The following is a 16,602-nucleotide window of genomic DNA, read 5'->3' on the forward strand; positions in this document are numbered from 1 at the left end:
GGCGGGCGCGAACGCCCGCGGGATCATTCTGCGGCGTGCTTGGCGCGCGCGGCGGCTTTCTCGGCATGGGCCATCAGCCCGTCGCGGAACCACGCGCCATCGTCCCATGCCTTGACGCGGGCGCCGAGGCGCTCCTCGTTGCAGGGGCCATTGCCGGCGATCACGGCAAAGAACTCGGACCAGTCCGGCTCACTGAAATCGTGGCCGCCCTTTTCCTCGTTCCATTTCAGGTTCTCGTCGGGGACGGTCAGGCCCAGATACTTGGCCTGCGGCACGGTCTGGTCGACGAATTTCTGGCGCAGCTCGTCATTGGTGTTGATCTTGATCTTCCACGCCATCGACTGCGCCGAATGGACCGAGTCCTTGTCCGACGGCCCGAACATCATCAGCGAGGGATACCAGAAGCGGTTCAGCGCATCCTGCGCCATCGCCTTCTGCTCGGGCGTGCCCGAGGCCATCTTCATCATGATGTCGTAGCCCTGCCGCTGGTGGAAGCTTTCTTCCTTGCAGATGCGGACCATCGCGCGGGCATAGGGGCCATAGGAGGTGCGTTGCAGCGGCACCTGGTTCATGATCGCCGCGCCATCGACCAGCCAGCCCACCGCGCCGATATCGGCCCAGGTCAGCGTCGGATAGTTGAAGATCGAGGAATATTTCATCTTGCCGCTGTGCAACTGCGCCAGCAGTTCGTCGCGGCTGATCCCCAACGTCTCGGCGGCGGAGTAGAGATAGAGGCCATGCCCGGCCTCGTCCTGCACCTTGGCCAGCAGGATCGCCTTGCGCTCCAGCGTGGGGGCGCGGGTGATCCAGTTGCCTTCGGGAAGCTGGCCGACGATCTCGCTATGGGCGTGCTGACCCATCTGGCGGATCAGCGTCTTGCGATAGCCCTCCGGCATCCATTCCTTGGGCTCGATCCGCTCGCCGCGGTCGATGCGCTCCTGAAAGGCGATTTCCTCGGGCGTCATCTCGTCGCGGGTCTTGGACCCTTCGGATTTCACGAGCTGTGCATACATGGCTGGCCTCCCTGTCAGACGCGTTCGATGATCATTGCAATGCCCTGCCCCACGCCGATGCACATGGTGCAAAGGGCGTAGCGCCCGCCGGTCCGGTGAAGCTGATACATCGCGGTTGTCACAAGCCGGGCGCCCGACATGCCCAGCGGATGGCCAAGCGCGATGGCCCCTCCGTTCGGGTTAACATGGGGAGCGTCATCGGGCAGTCCAAGATCCCGCAGCGTGGCAAGCGCCTGGCTGGCGAACGCCTCGTTCAGCTCGATCACGTCCATCTGGTCGATGGTCAGACCGGCGCGTTCCAGAACCTTGCGGGCGGCGGGCGCGGGGCCGATGCCCATGATGCGCGGCTCGACCCCGGCGGCGGCCATGGCGACGACGCGCGCCTTGGGTGTCAGGCCCTGCCGTTCCGCCTCGGCCCCCGAAAGGATCGCGAGCGCCGCCGCGCCATCGTTCACGCCCGAGGCATTGCCGGCGGTCACGGTCAAATCCGGCCCATTCACGCCCTTGAGCCTTGCCAGCGCCTCGGCCGTGGTGCCGGGACGGGGATGCTCGTCGGTATCGACGATGACCGGATCGCCCTTGCGCTGCGGGACGCTGACGGGAACGATCTCGGCCCCGAAAATCCCGGCTTCCTGAGCGGCGGCCCAGCGGGCCTGACTGCGCGCGGCAAAGGCGTCCTGATCCTCGCGCGAGATCCCGAAATCGGCGGCGACATTGTCTGCGGTCTGCGGCATCGTATCGACGCCGAATTGCTTTTTCAGCGCCGGGTTGATGAAGCGCCAGCCGATCGTCGTGTCATAAACTGCATTGCTGCGCGAGAATGCGCTTTCGGCCTTGGGCATGACGAAGGGGGCGCGGGACATCGACTCGACGCCGCCCGCCAGCACGAAATCGCAATCGCCCGCCCGGATGGCGCGCGCGGCCATGCCGACCGCATCCATGCCCGAGCCGCAGAGCCGGTTGATCGTCGTCGCCGGAACCCCGATCGGCATACCCGCCAGCAGGACGGCCATGCGGCCGACATTGCGGTTATCCTCGCCCGCCTGATTGGCGCAGCCGAAGATCAGATCGTCCACGCGGGACCAGTCGACATCGGGGTTTCTGGTCATCAGCGCCTTGAGCGGCAGTGCCGCCAGATCGTCCGCCCGAACCGAGGCCAAGGCCCCGCCGTAGCGCCCGATGGGCGTCCGAACCGCGTCGCAGATAAAGGCTTCCGACATGCTTGCTCCCCTGACTGGCGCGATCCGAACCTCCAATTCGCCGACCGCTTGGTCAGCTTATACGCCAGTATTCATCACAAGAAAATAGGAAATGTAGATTTGCTGTGATGTTTTAAGGCGAGCCGGAAAACCGCAGGAAAATCAGGAATATCCTCAGGTCAGTCCGGCGAGGCGCGCGGCGCTTTCGGGCGTCGTGGCGGGAAGCAGGCCGCCCAGCCCCTCGAATCGCGCGGCGATGTGGCGTTCCGCGCCCGGCGTCAGCTTGCGGTAGAGCCGGCGGAACAGGTCACGCGCCGCACCCCCCTGCCAATCCTCGGGAAGGACGCGCGACGGCAGGCGCGGGTCGCGCAGCAAGACGCCGCGATAGACATGGACCAGCAGCAGCCGCGCGACCAGCGCCGAGGCATCCGAGAGGTGATTTCCCTCGGCCTCCAGCGCCTCGAACCGCGCCAGCATGTCGCGATAGCCATGCTGCAGGGCCGAGAGATCCCAGTAACCCGCGACCGCGCCAAGCGCCTCCGGGTCGGCCGCGTGAAAGACCACCGCTTCCGGTGGCGCGGGCTGGCCGCGATCGGGGCGGATGAAGACCTGCCCGCCCATGTGCCCCATGCGCAGGTGGCGGGCGTCATCCTCGGCAAGGTTCGGGGCATGAAGGATCTGCCAGCCTTTCGCCGGAATGTCATGCGCGTAAAGCAGCGCCGCCGCCTCGTCGAACTCCCTCCGCGCCGAGGCGTCGAGGCGATAATAGCTGCGCCGCCCCGAACGATCGCCGCTGAGGCGCTTGGCCGCGACCAGCCGCGAGACGGCGGTGCGAACCAGCGTCTCGCTGATCCCGACGCGGTTGCAGATCTCGATCAGCGTGCCGGTCCAGAGGACACCGCCACGCGGCACCACCACGTCCCCGTAAACCGTCACGATGAACGAGGCCGATCGCAGGGCCAGCCCGTCGAGCATCCCGTCAATCAATTCGTTCTCGGGCATCCTGCCTCCTGCCGTCCAGTCGCGCCGCCTTCCTTACGCCGCGTTTGACAGACAGGCCATAGCGCAACTCAGGCTGATGCCGCACCGGCCGGCACGTTCCGCCTCAACTCGTCCAGCCAGACGCTTGCCACGCTGTCGGAGGGCGCGCGCCAATCGCCCCTCGGGCTCAGCGCCCCGCCGGCCGAGACCTTGGGGCCATTCGGCAGCGCCGACCGCTTGAACTGGCTGATCTCGAAAAAGCGGAACAGGAACCGCTCAAGCCAATGCGTAATCTGGCCAAGCTCATAGGCGTGCCGCTTATGCGGGGGGAAGCCTTCAGGCCAGATGCCGAGGCTGGCATCGTGCCAGGCATGCCAGGCGAGGAACGCCACCTTCGACGGCGGAAAGCCGTAGCGCAGGATATAGTGCAGGAAGAAATCGTTCAGCTCATAGGGACCGATCTTGGCCTCGGTGCTTTGCATCGCCGAACCCTCGGTCGCAGGGACCAGTTCGGGCGAAATCTCGGTATCAAGAATGGCTTGCAGCACCTCGCAGGTCTCGGCGTCGAATTGCGCGGTCTGGATGGACCAGCGGATCAGATACTGGATCAGGGTCTTGGGCACCCCGGCATTGACGCCATAATGGCTCATCTGGTCGCCGACGCCATAGGTGCACCAGCCAAGGGCCAGCTCTGACAGATCACCCGTGCCGATGACGAAGCCGCCCCGCTGGTTCGCGAGGCGGAACAGATAATCCGTCCTGAGCCCCGCCTGCACATTCTCAAACGCGATGTCATAGACCGGCTCGCCCTCGGCGAAGGGGTGGCGCATGTCAGAAAGCATCTGGCGCGCGGTCGGGCGGATGTCGATTTCCTCGGCTGTGACACCGATCGCGCGCATCAGCTTCCACGCGTTCGAGCGCGTCCCTTCGGATGTGGCGAAACCGGGCATGGTGAAGGCAAGGATCCGGTCGCGCGGGATCCCCAGCCGATCGCAGGTCTTGGCGGCGACGATCAGCGCATGGGTGGAATCGAGCCCGCCGGAGATGCCGATGACCATATGCCCGCCGCTCGTCGCCTCGAAGCGGCGGCGCAGCCCTTCGACCTGGATATTGAAGGCCTCGTAGCAATCCTGATCCAGATGGGTCTTGCGGTTCGGGACGAAGGGAAATCGCCGCACGGGACGAAGAAGCGCCGTTTCGGAAAATCGGGGCCGATGCTCGAAGGTGACGCGCCGGAAGCTGGGCGCATGGAATTGCGCGGCGTCGTTGAAACTGCCGGTCCGCTGCCTCTCGGAGAGGATCCGCCCGGTATCGACATCGGCCAGCACCAGTTCCGGCTTGTCGGGAAAGCGCGAGGATTCCGCCAGAAGGTCGCCCAGTTCATAGACAAAGCCCTGCCCGTCCCATGCCAGATCGGTCGTGCTTTCGCCCGGACCGGCGGCGGAATAGACATAGGCGCCAAAGGCCCGCATGGATTGCGACCGGCATAGCGTATGACGGTCCGACGCCTTCCCGATCACGATGTTCGAGGCCGAGAGGTTCGCCATGATCAGGGCCCCCGCCATGGCCGCGTCACCCGAGGGCGGCGCCGGGGTCCAGAGATCCTCGCAGATCTCGACATGGAATTTCAGGCCCGGCAGATCCTCGGCCTCGAAGATGAGGTCGGTTCCGAAAGGCGCGGTGCATCCCCCCACCCTGACCTGCTGCTGGATCACGCCGCGGCCATGCGCGAACCAGCGCTTTTCATAAAATTCGCGGTAATTCGGCAGGTAGGATTTCGGAACGACGCCCAGCAACCGCCCCCGCGCCACCACCAATGCGCAATTATAGAGCCTGCCCTCATGCCGGATCGGCGCCCCGACCAAAAGGACCGGGGATAACGTGGTGCTGGCCTCGACGATGCGCGCGGCCGCGTCCTCGACCGCCTGCAGCAAGGCGTCCTGAAGCAGCAGGTCGTCGATCGCATAGGAAGAAAGGCAGAGTTCGGGAAAGACCAGCAGATCCGCCCCCGCCTCGTCGGCGCGGCGCGCTTCGGTCAGGATACTGTCGCAATTGAAGGTCACATCGGCCGGCCGCACCTGCGGCGTGCTGGTCGCCACGCGAACAAAGCCGTGCCGGTGCGGCGCAAAGAACGCCCCCGCTGGAACGTCATTCATGAATCGACCCCTTCTTTTCCTGCACGCCCATAGAAGCCGCGAAATCGCGCGAGAGTCGAGGAATGCCCGAAGCCATCCCCACAGCCTGCCCTGAAATCGAGGGAACCATTCCGCTCCCCAAGCGTCTAGGATTGTCCCAGCATCCGATTCCCGGAGATCGCAATGCCTCGCTTTCCGTCCCTCCTCGCCTCAGCGGCGTCCTTGCTGATGCTTTCCACGCCGGTTCTCGCACAGGATATCGTGGTGTCCTCGAAGATCGACACCGAGGGCGGGCTCCTGGGGAATATCATCCTGCTCGCGCTGCGCGACGCCGGATTGCCGGTGCAGGACAAGCTGCAGCTTGGCGGGACGCTGATCATGCGCGACGCGATCACCGCGGGGCAGATCGACATTTATCCCGAATATACTGCCAACGGGGCCTTCTTCTTCAACGAGGGCGACAGCGACGTCTGGAAGGATGCCGCCAAGGGCTATGCGCGAGTCGCCGAACTCGACAAGGCCCAGAACGACATCGTCTGGCTGGATCCCTCGCCCGCGAACAATACCTGGGCCATTGCGCTGAGGCAGGATGTCGCGACCGAGAACGGCCTTTCCACCATGTCGCAACTGGGCGAGTGGATCGCGGGCGGCGGCAAGGTCAAGCTTGCGGCATCGACCGAGTTCGTGACCTCGCCCGCGGCGCTGCCCGCCTTTCAGCAGACCTATGGCTTCACGCTGAAGCCCGACCAGCTTGTCCAGCTTTCGGGCGGCGACACGGCGGCGACCATTGCCGCGGCGGCCCAGCAGACCTCGGGCGTGAATGCGGCCATGGTCTATGGCACCGATGGCGCCATCGCCGAGGCGGGGCTTCTGGTCATGGAGGACGACAAGGCCGTGCAGCCCGTCTATGAGCCGGCGCCGATCGTCCGGGCCAAGGTTCTTGCCGACCACCCGGAGATCAAGGAAATCCTCGCGCCGATCTTCGCGACGCTGAACCTTCAGACCCTGCAAAGCCTGAACGGCCGCATTCAGGTCGGAGGAGAGCCCGCCGCCGCTGTCGCGCAGGACTATCTGACCGAAGCGGGGTTCCTGCACTGAGGGTGGTGTCCCGGCCCGCCCTGCTTTTCGCGGCGCTGGGGATCTCCGGCCTCATGCTGCCACTGGTCCAGTTCAAGGCCAACCGGATCACGGCCGGCGACGGGATTGGCCTTGCCACTGCGTTCGCGGGCGGGGCGTCGGTCGCGGTCCTGCTGGGTGTCACGCTGCTTGCCGCGTGCTACCCGCGATGGCCTGCATGGCTGCGGCTGGGAATGGCCGTCCTTGGCATGGGCGCGATCACCCTGTCGCTGGGTTTCGCCGCGCGCGAGCTGGCGGCCGAGGCCGGGAAACTTGCCCGCGTCGCGCCAGCCTCGGGCTTCTGGCTGGTGCTGACGGCATTCGCGCTGATGTTCGCCGATGGGGTCACCCGCCTGCGCCCGTCGATGCCGGCGCGCTGGCTGCTGCTTGGCGCGGCGGTCCTGCTGGTCGGGCTGCTCCTCACCTCCGGTATTCTGGAGCAGGTCTCGGTCGCGCGCGAATTTGCCGTCCGCCGCGAGCCGTTCCTGCATGAGGCGCGGACCCATCTCGTGCTTGCCTTCGGCTCGCTGGGCCTCGCGCTGATCGCGGGACTGCCGCTGGGGGTCGCAATCTTTCAGCGGCCGGGATGGCGCGGGCCGGTACTTGCGGTGCTGAACATCCTTCAGACCATTCCGTCGCTCGCGCTTTTCGGGATCCTCATCCCGCTTCTCGCCTGGGTCACGACCGCCGTGCCGGGGGCGGCGAGGCTTGGTGTTTCGGGGATCGGCCTTTTTCCGGCCATGACGGCGCTCTTCCTCTATGCGCTGCTGCCCATTGTCTCGAACACGCTGGCGGGCCTTGCCGCCGTGCCTGGCCCCGTGCGCGAGGCGGGAACCGGATTGGGTATGACGCGGGGGCAGATGCTGTTTCAAGTGCAGGTGCCGCTGGCGATGCCCGCGCTGCTGGCTGGAATGCGGATCGTCTTGGTCCAGAATATCGGCCTTGCCGTCATCGCGGGGCTGATCGGCGGCGGCGGCTTTGGCACCTTCGTCTTTCAGGGCCTGAACCAGACCGCCATGGACCTTGTGCTGCTGGGCGCATTGCCGACCATCGCGCTGGCGCTTCTGGCGGGGATCGTGATGGATCTTCTGGTCGATCTGAGCCGCGGAAAGGGACGGATGCCATGATCGAACTCCGCGGCCTGACCCGGATCTACGACGGCACTCGCGTGGTGGACGACGTCAGCCTTGCCGTCGAGACCGGAGAGATCGCGACGCTGGTTGGCACTTCCGGCTCGGGCAAGACCACGCTGTTGCGGATGGTCAACCGGCTTGTCGCGCCTTCGGCGGGGACGGTGCTGATCGACGGGGTCGATACGGCGACGATTCCGGTCCACCAGCTCAGGCGCCGCATCGGCTATGCGATTCAGGGCGACGGCCTGTTCCCGCATCGCAGCGTCGCGCAGAATATCGCGACGGTGCCGCGATTGCTGGGCTGGCCCAAGGCCAAGGTCGATGCGCGGATCGACGAATTGCTGGAGCTGTTCCAGATGGAACCGTCGCGCTTTCGCGACCGGATGCCGCACCAGCTTTCCGGCGGTCAGGCGCAGCGCGTGGGCGTCGCGCGCGCCCTTGCCGCAAGGCCGGACCTGCTGCTGATGGACGAGCCCTTCGGCGCGCTCGATTCCGTCATCCGGGCCAAGGCGCAGGCGGATCTGCGCGACATCCAGCAACGACTTGGCGCGACGATCATCCTCGTCACCCATGACATCGAAGAGGCCGTTCGGCTGGGTGACCGCCTCGCTGTCATGGACCGGGGCCGGATCCTGCAATATGACCGCCCGGCCCGGATCCTGACCGCGCCCGCCACCCCCTTCGTTCGCGAACTGGTCGGCACGGGCGAACGGGTCTATCGCCTGCTGTCACTGACCGCCGTGGCCGAGGTCGCGACCGAGGGCGAGGCGAAGGGCAGCCCGATCGCAGCGCAAACCACACTGCGCGACGCGCTGGCCGAATGCCTGTGGAGCGGGCGCGACGCCCTGCCGGTCGAGGGCGGCGGGATCGTGACCCTTGCCGCGCTGCGCGCCCATGCCCTGCAGGCTCCCGAATGATCGGCCGCGCGGGCCTTCTGCTGGCGGCGGCCTTCCTGCTGGCTTTCCTCGCCTCACCGACAAGCTTCGCCTTTCTCTTCGAGCCACTGACCCGCAACAACGCGCCCGCGATCTATGTCCAGACCAGCCTGCTGACGCTGACCCTCTCGCATCTGGCAATCGTCGCTGTGGCGGTCGCGGCCTCGTCGCTGATCGCGGTGCTGCTCGCGGTCCTTGTCACTCGTCCCGCGGGGCGCGAGTTCTTGCCGCTTGCCCGGACGGTCACGGCGATCGGCCAGACCTTCCCGCCGGTCGCGGTCCTTGCGCTGGCGGTGCCGGTGCTGGGTTTTGGCACCGCGCCCACGCTGGTCGCGCTGTTCCTCTACGGTCTGCTTCCCGTCTTTGAGAATGCCCTTGCCGGGCTGACCGGACAGCCGGTCCAGGTGACCGAGGCTGCGCGGGGCATGGGGCTGACACCGCTCCAGCGCCTCTGGCAGATCGACCTGCCGCTGGCCTTGCCCCTGTTGCTCGCGGGGATCAGGCTGAACGCGGTCATTTCGCTCGGGACCGCGACCATCGGCTCGACCGTCGCGGCCCGGACCTTGGGTGAGGTCATCATCGCGGGCCTGCTCTCCTCGAACACCGCCTACGTGCTGCAAGGGGGAATGGTCGTCGGGATCATCGCGGTCCTGATCCATTACGGCTTCCAGGCCCTCGAGGCCCGTGTGGCCCCCTATGCCGGAGCCTGACCTCAGGTCGCGCCGGGCGGCACCTTGCCCATGATGATCATGCCGAGGATGTCGTCATCCGTCACCTCGTCGACCCGCACCGTGCCGACGCGCTTGCCGTTCTTCATCACCACCGCCCGATCGCAAAGCGCCATCACGGCATGGATGTCATGCTCGATCAGGAAGATGCCCAGACCCTGCCGCTTCAGCTCCTCGATCAGTTCGGCGACCATCTGCGTCTCATGCGGGCCAAGTGCGGCGGTCGGCTCGTCCATGATCAGGATACGGGCGTTGAAATAGACCGCGCGCGCAATGGCCACGGACTGCCGCTGCCCGCCGGAAAGCGCGCTGACCGGCTCGGCGAACTTGCGGAAATTGGGGTTCAGGCGCGCCATGATCTTGCGCGTCTCCGCCTCCATCCGCGCATCGTCCAGCAGGCCCGACGGGTTCACCAGCTCCCGCCCGAGGAATAGGTTCGATGACGCGTCCAGATTGTCCGCCAGCGCAAGCGTCTGATAGATCGTCTCGATATTATAGGCGCGGGCGTCGCGGGGATTGCGGATCTCGACCTGCTGGCCGTCGATGCGGATCTCGCCCGTCTCGGGGCGGCAGGCGCCGGACAAGCATTTGATCAGGGTCGATTTTCCGGCACCGTTATGGCCAAGCAGCCCCACCACCTCGCCCGGATAAAGATCGACCGAGACATGATCGACCGCCTTGATCCCGCCGAACGAGACCGACATGTCACGCATTTCGACAAGTGGCGTCATCGCATCCCCAGCCTTTTGCGATATTGAATGTCGATCCAGACGGCGAGGACCAGAACGACGCCGACGACGATGTTCTGAAGCGGCGCATCCGCCCCCACCATCGCCATCCCCGATTGCAGGCTCTGCATGATCAGCGCGCCAAGGATCGCGCCATGGATGGTGCCGATCCCGCCCGAAAGCGCGGTGCCGCCAATCACCGCGGCGGCGATCACCCGGAGTTCATCCAGCGTTCCGATATCGTTCGGATGGGCCTGCAGACGAGCCTGCGCGATGATGGCCGAAAGCCCGCAGAGACAGCCCATCAGCGCAAAGACCTTGACGGTCAACAGGCGCGTGTTGATGCCCGAAAGCTCGGCCGCGTCGGGATTGCCCCCCGTCGCGAAGATATAGCGCCCAAGGCGGGTGCGGCTTGCGATCACCGCCATGACGATGGCCACGAAGATCAGGATCAGGACCGAAATCGGCAGGCCATAGCCCTGCGTATAACCGTCGGGCATGACCTCGCCCCGCGCCTCGAAGATGCGGCGCAGCTTGGCCTGCGGCACCTGATAGCTGTTCAGGATGGCGATGAAGCCGAGGATCGCGCCCGAGGTCAGCAGCATCACCACGCCTTCCGCCCAGACAGGGCGCGTCGGGAAACCATGCTGCCTGCGCCGGTGCCGGGCGGAATATTGCACCCAGATCGCGGCAGCCGAGGCGATAGCCCCGATGATCCAGCTTAGCGCCACGCCCAGCGTGCCCTCGGCCCCGCCGAACATCAGGAAGGTCTGGTCGAGCGGCGCGATCGTCTGCCCCGCCGTCAGATACCAGCCGACATAGCGCCAGATCAGCAGCCCGCCCAGCGTCACGATGAAGGCCGGGATGCGCTGATAGCCGACCAGCCAGCCGTTGAGCGCCCCGACCGCCGTGCCGACCGCCAGACCGCTGAGCATGGTCAGCGGGGCGATCAGGGGATGGCCAAGGCCGAGGCCGAAGGTGGTGGGCAGCCAGCGCGCCTGCATCATCCCCATGACCGCCGAGGCAAGTGCCAGAATGGCCCCGACGGAAAGATCGATATGGCGGCAGACGATGACAAAGACCATGCCGGTCGCCATGATCGCGACCGAGACGGTCTGGATGGTCAGGTTGAAGATATTGCGCGCCGAGAGGAATCGGCCGTCGGTGACGATCCAGAAGGTCAGGCAGACAAGGGCGAAGGCCCCGATCATGCCCAGCAGTCTCAGGTCGATCTCAAGCCGGGCGATCAGGGATCGCTGGCTGCTGCTTGCCGAGGCGGGGGACAGATCGCTCATATGCATTGATGGGGCAGCGGCGCATGGGCGCCGCCGCCGCTTCTCCTCTCAGTTGCAGGGCGCCGGGCCGTTCTGGACCCCTTGGCAAAGCGCGTCCTTGGTGATCCAGCCGGCATCGACCACCGTTGCAAGGTTGTCCTTGGTAACCGGCACCGGGGTCAGCAGGATCGCGTCCATCTCTTTCCCGCCGGGGGTGGTGAACTTGATCGCATTCGGGATCTCGGCCGGAGCCTTGCCGCCCGCAAGCGCCAGCGCGATTTCGGCGGCCGCCTTGCCCAACTCGCGCGAATCCTTCCAGATCGAGACTGTCTGCGTGCCAAGGGCGACGCGGTTCAGCGCCGCATGGTCCGCATCCTGCCCCGAGACCGGAATGCCCTGCATCCCCTGCGCCGTCAGCGCGGCGACCGCACCCCCCGCCGTCCCGTCATTCGAGGCCACGACCGCATCGACCTCGTTGTTATTCTGGGTCAGGATCTGCTCCATGTTCTTTTGCGCATTGGCCGGCAGCCAGCCCTCGGTATAGGCCTCGCCCACGATCTTGATGTCGCCGGCGTCGATGGCCTTTTGCAGCACCTCCTGTTGCCCGCTGCGCAGGAAATCGGCGTTCGGATCGGTGGGCGAGCCCTTGATCATCACATAATTGCCCTTGGGCGCGGCCTTGAAGACCTCGGCCGCCTGCATCCGTCCCACCTCGACATTGTCGAAGGTCAGGTAGAAGGCGCGCGGATCCTCGATCAGGCGGTCATAGGCGACGACGGGGATCCCCTCATCCGCTGCGGCGCCGACCGCCGGGACCACCGCTTCGGTGTCCTGGCCAAGGATGATCAGCGCATTGACGCCCTGGGCGATCAGCGACTCGATATCCGAAAGCTGCTTGGCCGAGGAAGATTGCGCATCGGCCGAGACGTATTTCGCCCCTGCGGCCTCGAGCGTGTCCTTGATCGCCTTCTCGTCGGTCTTCCAGCGTTCTTCCTGAAAGTTCGACCACGAAACGCCGACCGTCATGTCCTGAGAATAGGCTGCAGTCGAAAAACCGGCCGTCGCAAGAACGGCCGCCAAAACGGCATTGCGCATCTTCACCTCCCCAATGATGCGTCAGGCCCGGTCGAGTCCCGGGTCTGTGAGCATGATTGAGCCGATGTTCGCCACCTGTCAAAAGAAAAAGAGAGACGTCTTTCATATTCTGATTGACGTCTTTCATTCCCGTTGGAATCCTGTCCGCCGGAGGAAGGCCCCAAGATGCGAAACCCAACCCTGCACGACGTCGCGCGCGCGGCGGGCGTCAGTTACTCGACTGCCGACCGCGTGCTGAATACGCGCGGGGGCGTCGCCGAGAAATCGGTCCTGCGCGTCCAGCGCGCGATCGAGGAACTGGGCTATCAGCGCGACGTTCATGCGGCGAACCTGTCGCGGCGGCGGGTCTATGACTTCCGCTTTTACCTGCCTTTCGGCGATCACAGCTTCTTCTCGGTCCTGCGTGACGCGGTGGAGGCGCAGGCGGCCGCGCGCATTCCCGACCGGGTAAGGATCGCAATCCATGACGTTCCGCCATTGGATTCCGACGCGCTGGCATCCGAACTCATGCGCATCGAAACCGGGGATTGCGATTGTGTCGCCATCATCGGCAGCGACTCCCCCGCGCTTACCGAGGCTGTGGAGCGACTGGCGGAACTGCGCATTCCGGTCGTCACGCTGATTTCGGATGCGGCCCCGGATCTGCGCGCGCTTTATGTCGGGATCAACAATTGCCTCGCGGGGCGTACGGCGGGGCGTCTGACCCGGCTCGCGCATAGCCAAAGGAATGGCTTGATCCTGCCGATTCTGGGCAGGCTGAACGCGCGCGATCACCGCGACCGGCTTCAGGGTTTCTGCGAGGTGATCGCCGAAAAAGATGCGGGCATGCGTCTTCTTCCCGTGCTGGAGGTGCATGACCGGCCCGAGCGGATGCAGGAATTGCTTGGCGCCGCCCTCGCGACTTGGCCGGGGATCACCGGGATCTATTCGATTGGCGCGGGCAATCGCGCCCTGATCCACATTCTGGAGCAACTAGGCCCTGAGCGGCCCTTCGCCGTCCTGCACGAGCTGACCCCGCTGACACGGACGGCATTGGCGGGGGGTGTGATCGACGCCGTGATCGACCAGAAACCCGCCGAGGAAGTCGGCCTCGCCCTCGACGCCATGAAGGCGATTGCGGACGACCGCCCTCCCCTCGCGGCCGAGATCATCCCGATGATCTATCTGCGGGACAATCTGCCCACCTGACGGGGTCTTCCCCGAGCCCGGAAGGCTCGGGGCCGTCTTTCAGTGGTTGTGCCGCGGCGGGGTGGCCGAGATGCGCTGGAACTCCTCGGCCCCGCGGATGGTCGCGCCGTCCTGAAGCTGCGTCACCGTCTCGCGGTAGATCTTCTGCCAAGGCGTGCGCGAGGCGGGAACGGCAGGGATGCCCTCGGCCTTGCGGCGGGTGATCTCGGCCTCGTCCACCAGCATGTCGCAGGTGCCCGCGTTCAGGTCCAGCCGCACGATGTCGCCGGTGCGGATCCATGCAAGGCCGCCGCCAGCCGCGCTTTCGGGCGAGGCATTCAGGATCGACGGGCTGTCCGCCGTGCCCGATTGCCGCCCGTCACCCAGCGTCGGCAGGCTCATGATCCCGCGCTTCAAGAGGCGATCCGGCGGCTGCATGTTCACCACCTCGGCCGAGCCCGGCCAGCCCAGCGGGCCCGCGCCACGGATGACGAGGATCGAGCGTTCGTCGATATCCAGCGCCGGGTCGTTGATGCGGTGGTGATAATCCTCGGAGCCGTCAAAGACGAAGGCCTTGCCCTCGAAGATGTTCTCGCGACCCGGCTCGGAGAGGTAGCGGGCGCGGAAATCCTCGGAGATCACGCTGGTCTTCATGATCGCGAAATCGAAGAGGTTGCCCTTGAGGACGAAGAAGCCCGCGCGCTCCATCATCGGATCGGCATAGGGCTTGATGACCTCGCGGTCGGTGGCCTCGCGGCCCTCGAGGTTCTCGGCCATGTTCGCGCCGGTCACGGTCGGGCAGGAGCCGTTCAGCTTTCCGGCTTGCAACAGTTCCCACATGATCGCCGGAACGCCGCCCGCGCGGTGAAAACGCTCGCCCAGATAGGCTCCGGCGGGCTGGACGTTGGCGAGCAGCGGAATGTCATAGCCATGCGCCTGCCAGTCCTCGGAGTGAAGTTCCACCCCGGCGTGTTTCGCCATCGCCATGATATGAGGCTGGGCATTGGTCGAGCCCCCGATGGCCGAGTTCACCCGGATCGCGTTCAGGAAAGCCTCGCGCGTCAGGATATGCGAGGGGCGGATGTCCTCCAGCACCAGTTCCACCGCGCGGCGGCCGGTGCGATAGGCCATCTGGCCGCGCTGGCGATAGGCGGCGGGGATCGCGGCGCAACCGGTCAGCGACATGCCAAGCGCCTCGGCAATCGCGTTCATGGTCGAGGCGGTGCCCATGGTATTGCAGTGACCAACCGAGGGGGCGCTGTCGAGCGCGGCGTCAAGGAACTCCTCGCGCGTGATCTCTCCGGCCGCGTATTTCCGGCGCGAGCGCCAGATGACGGTGCCGGAGCCGACCAACTCGCCATCATGCCAGCCGTCGAGCATCGGCCCGCCGGAGAGGACGATGGCCGGAATATCCACCGTCGCCGCCGCCATCAGCGCCGAGGGCGTGGTCTTGTCGCAACCGGTGGTCAGCACGACCCCGTCGAAGGGATAGCCGTAAAGCAGCTCGACCAGCCCCATATAGGCGAGGTTGCGGTCGAGCGCGGCGGTCGGACGCTTGCAGTTCTCGAAGAGCGGATGCGAGGGGAACTCGATCGGGATGCCGCCCGCATCGCGGATGCCGTCGCGGATCCGCTTGGCAAGGTCGAGGTGGTGGCGGTTGCAGGGATTGAGGTCGCTGCCCGATTGCGCGATGCCGATGATCGGCTTGCCCGAGCGCAGTTCCTCGGGCGTGGTGCCGTAGTTCATGAACCGCTCGAGATAGAGCGCGGTCATGTCGGCATGGTCGGGATTGTCGAACCAGTCCTGCGAGCGCAGGCGGCGGGGTGGCTGATGACCGGTCGTCATTTGCTCTCCTCTGCGGGGGCGCCCGCATTCATCGTTTCCAGATGCAGCAGCAGGCCGCTGTGATCCGTGTCGCCATGACCTGCGGCGACAAATTCGGTGAACTCGCTGCGGACCATCTCTGTCAAGGGCAGCGTCAGCCCGGTCGCCTCGGCCAAGGCCGCGACGGCGTCGAGATCCTTGAGTTGCAGACGCGACGGTCCGCCGGGGGCGAAGTCGCGGGCAACCATGCGCCCGCCATGCAGCTCAAGAATGCGGCTTTCGGCGAAGCCGCCGCGGATCGCATCGCGGAACTTGCCACGATCCGCGCCGCCAGCCTCGACCAGCATCATCGCCTCGGCCACGGCACCGATGGTCACGGCGACGATCTGCTGGTTCGCGAGCTTGCAGACCTGCCCCGCGCCAGCGGGGCCTACATGGGTCAGCCGCCCGAGCGGGGCAAAGACATCGGCCAAGCCTGCGATGATCGCGGCGTCACCCCCTGCCATCAGGGCAAGCGTTCCGGCCTCGGCCCCGACCACGCCACCGGAAACCGGGCTGTCGATATGGGCGATGCCACTCTGCGCCAGCTTTTCGGCATGGTCGCGCGCCATCTGCGGGGCAATCGAGGAAGTGTCGATGACCACAGCGCCCGGCGACAACGCCTCGGCCACGCCGCGCGAAAAGAGGACGTCGCGGACGGCATTGCCGTCAGAGAGCATCGTGAAGACGACTCCCGCACCGGCCACCGCCTCGGCGGGCGAGGCGGCAACGGTCGCACCGTCAGCGGCCAGAGCCGCGGCCTTTTCCGGCGCGCGGTTCCAGACCGTCACCGGGAAACCAGCGGCGAGGAGGCGGCGCACCATCGGCGCGCCCATCAGCCCGGTTCCCAGAAACGCGATGCGTTTCAAGTTCCCGTCCGTCACAGCTGACCGCCGAGTTCGTCGTCGATATGGACGCGGATGATCTCGTCAAAGCTCGACTCGGCCGTGAAGCCCAGCTCGCGGGCGCGCTTCGCCTCGAAGCCGGGGGCCCAGCCTTCGCACATGCGCATGATCATCTCGTTCGGTTCGCGACGGATCAGGCTCACGGCCTTGTCGCCGGCGACGCGGCGCAGCGCCTCGATCTGTTCGCCCACGGTGGCGCTGAGGCCGGGCATGGAGAGGTTCCGGCGCGGGCCGACCAGATCGACGTCAATGGTCGCGGCGTGCAGCATGAAGCCCACAGCCGAGCGCGGCGAGGTGTGCCAGTGGCGGATGCTTTCGGGAACGGGCAGC

General features: G+C 66.0%; 14 protein-coding genes and 1 pseudogene. 5 read left to right on the forward strand and 10 right to left on the reverse strand.

The window, feature by feature from the left end:
- Nucleotides 1-23 precede the first annotated feature (23 nt).
- The 4 genes from paaA to VNQ78_RS16985 form a co-directional block, all read right to left on the reverse strand.
- Nucleotides 24-1,013, reverse strand: a complete 990-nt coding sequence (gene paaA, locus VNQ78_RS16970) for a 1,2-phenylacetyl-CoA epoxidase subunit PaaA (RefSeq protein WP_325691961.1) — start codon at nucleotides 1,011-1,013, stop codon at nucleotides 24-26.
- A 14-nt stretch (nucleotides 1,014-1,027) separates the two neighbouring features.
- The gene (gene pcaF, locus VNQ78_RS16975; RefSeq protein WP_325691962.1) at nucleotides 1,028-2,233 is read right to left on the reverse strand and encodes a 3-oxoadipyl-CoA thiolase; all 1,206 of its coding nucleotides are present in this window, start codon (nucleotides 2,231-2,233) and stop codon (nucleotides 1,028-1,030) included.
- Nucleotides 2,234-2,386: 153 nt separating this feature from the next.
- Complete coding sequence (locus tag VNQ78_RS16980; protein WP_325691963.1) at nucleotides 2,387-3,214, reverse strand: PaaX family transcriptional regulator C-terminal domain-containing protein; 828 nt, start codon at nucleotides 3,212-3,214, stop codon at nucleotides 2,387-2,389.
- 68 nt (nucleotides 3,215-3,282) lie between these two features.
- Nucleotides 3,283-5,349: an NAD(+) synthase gene (locus tag VNQ78_RS16985; protein ID WP_325691965.1), complete on the reverse strand. Its 2,067-nt coding sequence runs from the start codon at nucleotides 5,347-5,349 to the stop codon at nucleotides 3,283-3,285.
- A gap of 162 nt (nucleotides 5,350-5,511) precedes the next feature.
- Between VNQ78_RS16985 and osmF the strand changes: the two genes are divergently transcribed.
- The 4 genes from osmF to VNQ78_RS17005 are packed head-to-tail and all read left to right on the forward strand — an operon-like array spanning nucleotide 5,512 to nucleotide 9,222.
- Nucleotides 5,512-6,426 carry a glycine betaine ABC transporter substrate-binding protein OsmF gene (gene osmF, locus VNQ78_RS16990; RefSeq protein WP_414694100.1) on the forward strand — a complete coding sequence of 305 codons (915 nt, stop codon included), beginning with the start codon at nucleotides 5,512-5,514 and terminating at the stop codon, nucleotides 6,424-6,426.
- 5 nt (nucleotides 6,427-6,431) lie between these two features.
- On the forward strand, nucleotides 6,432-7,571 hold the full coding sequence (locus VNQ78_RS16995) for an ABC transporter permease subunit (RefSeq protein WP_325691967.1): 1,140 nt from the start codon (nucleotides 6,432-6,434) through the stop codon (nucleotides 7,569-7,571).
- The gene (locus VNQ78_RS17000) at nucleotides 7,568-8,494 is read left to right on the forward strand and encodes an ABC transporter ATP-binding protein (RefSeq protein ID WP_325691969.1); all 927 of its coding nucleotides are present in this window, start codon (nucleotides 7,568-7,570) and stop codon (nucleotides 8,492-8,494) included. Before VNQ78_RS16995 ends, VNQ78_RS17000 begins: the two co-directional genes overlap by 4 nt.
- Nucleotides 8,491-9,222: an ABC transporter permease gene (locus VNQ78_RS17005; protein ID WP_325691971.1), complete on the forward strand. Its 732-nt coding sequence runs from the start codon at nucleotides 8,491-8,493 to the stop codon at nucleotides 9,220-9,222. Before VNQ78_RS17000 ends, VNQ78_RS17005 begins: the two co-directional genes overlap by 4 nt.
- 2 nt (nucleotides 9,223-9,224) lie before the next feature.
- Here the strand turns inward: VNQ78_RS17005 and VNQ78_RS17010 are convergent, their stop codons facing one another.
- Genes VNQ78_RS17010 through xylF form a run of 3 tightly spaced genes read right to left on the reverse strand, consistent with a single transcriptional unit; the run spans nucleotide 9,225 to nucleotide 12,337 of the window.
- A complete protein-coding gene (locus VNQ78_RS17010) occupies nucleotides 9,225-9,971 on the reverse strand; it encodes an ATP-binding cassette domain-containing protein (RefSeq protein WP_325691973.1) in 747 nt (248 codons plus the stop codon).
- On the reverse strand, nucleotides 9,968-11,263 hold the full coding sequence (locus VNQ78_RS17015) for a sugar ABC transporter permease (protein ID WP_325691975.1): 1,296 nt from the start codon (nucleotides 11,261-11,263) through the stop codon (nucleotides 9,968-9,970). Before VNQ78_RS17015 ends, VNQ78_RS17010 begins: the two co-directional genes overlap by 4 nt.
- Before the next feature lie 48 nt (nucleotides 11,264-11,311).
- Nucleotides 11,312-12,337, reverse strand: a complete 1,026-nt coding sequence (gene xylF / locus VNQ78_RS17020; RefSeq protein ID WP_325691977.1) for a D-xylose ABC transporter substrate-binding protein — start codon at nucleotides 12,335-12,337, stop codon at nucleotides 11,312-11,314.
- Nucleotides 12,338-12,502: 165 nt separating this feature from the next.
- Between xylF and VNQ78_RS17025 the strand changes: the two genes are divergently transcribed.
- Nucleotides 12,503-13,525, forward strand: a complete 1,023-nt coding sequence (locus tag VNQ78_RS17025; protein WP_325691979.1) for a LacI family DNA-binding transcriptional regulator — start codon at nucleotides 12,503-12,505, stop codon at nucleotides 13,523-13,525.
- Nucleotides 13,526-13,564: 39 nt separating this feature from the next.
- Here VNQ78_RS17025 and VNQ78_RS17030 read toward each other — a convergent pair whose 3' ends face one another.
- From VNQ78_RS17030 to VNQ78_RS17040, 3 genes and pseudogenes are all read right to left on the reverse strand, one after another.
- Nucleotides 13,565-15,349, reverse strand: coding sequence for an IlvD/Edd family dehydratase (locus tag VNQ78_RS17030; protein WP_325691981.1), 1,785 nt, complete (start codon nucleotides 15,347-15,349; stop codon nucleotides 13,565-13,567).
- On the reverse strand, nucleotides 15,346-16,236 hold the full coding sequence (locus VNQ78_RS17035; RefSeq protein ID WP_325691983.1) for an NAD(P)-dependent oxidoreductase: 891 nt from the start codon (nucleotides 16,234-16,236) through the stop codon (nucleotides 15,346-15,348). The genes VNQ78_RS17030 and VNQ78_RS17035 overlap by 4 nt, the downstream gene beginning before the upstream one ends.
- 11 nt (nucleotides 16,237-16,247) lie before the next feature.
- Nucleotides 16,248-16,602, reverse strand: a pseudogene (locus VNQ78_RS17040) (NAD-dependent epimerase); the annotation flags it as partial.

Source organism: Paracoccus sp. (in: a-proteobacteria), assembly GCF_035556475.1.
Classification (GTDB): domain Bacteria; phylum Pseudomonadota; class Alphaproteobacteria; order Rhodobacterales; family Rhodobacteraceae; genus Paracoccus.

Bases quoted from the DNA above. Each gene is read 5' to 3' on its own strand.
- VNQ78_RS17000 (WP_325691969.1), top strand. From the start codon at position 7,568: ATGATCGAACTCCGCGGCCTGACCCGGATCTACGACGGCACTCGCGTG.
- VNQ78_RS17015 (WP_325691975.1), bottom strand. From the start codon at position 11,263: ATGAGCGATCTGTCCCCCGCCTCGGCAAGCAGCAGCCAGCGATCCCTG.
- VNQ78_RS17010 (WP_325691973.1), bottom strand. From the start codon at position 9,971: ATGACGCCACTTGTCGAAATGCGTGACATGTCGGTCTCGTTCGGCGGG.
- pcaF (WP_325691962.1), bottom strand. From the start codon at position 2,233: ATGTCGGAAGCCTTTATCTGCGACGCGGTTCGGACGCCCATCGGGCGC.
- osmF (WP_414694100.1), top strand. From the start codon at position 5,512: ATGCCTCGCTTTCCGTCCCTCCTCGCCTCAGCGGCGTCCTTGCTGATG.
- VNQ78_RS17030 (WP_325691981.1), bottom strand. From the start codon at position 15,349: ATGACGACCGGTCATCAGCCACCCCGCCGCCTGCGCTCGCAGGACTGG.
- VNQ78_RS17005 (WP_325691971.1), top strand. From the start codon at position 8,491: ATGATCGGCCGCGCGGGCCTTCTGCTGGCGGCGGCCTTCCTGCTGGCT.
- VNQ78_RS16980 (WP_325691963.1), bottom strand. From the start codon at position 3,214: ATGCCCGAGAACGAATTGATTGACGGGATGCTCGACGGGCTGGCCCTG.
- VNQ78_RS17025 (WP_325691979.1), top strand. From the start codon at position 12,503: ATGCGAAACCCAACCCTGCACGACGTCGCGCGCGCGGCGGGCGTCAGT.
- paaA (WP_325691961.1), bottom strand. From the start codon at position 1,013: ATGTATGCACAGCTCGTGAAATCCGAAGGGTCCAAGACCCGCGACGAG.
- VNQ78_RS16985 (WP_325691965.1), bottom strand. From the start codon at position 5,349: ATGAATGACGTTCCAGCGGGGGCGTTCTTTGCGCCGCACCGGCACGGC.
- xylF (WP_325691977.1), bottom strand. From the start codon at position 12,337: ATGCGCAATGCCGTTTTGGCGGCCGTTCTTGCGACGGCCGGTTTTTCG.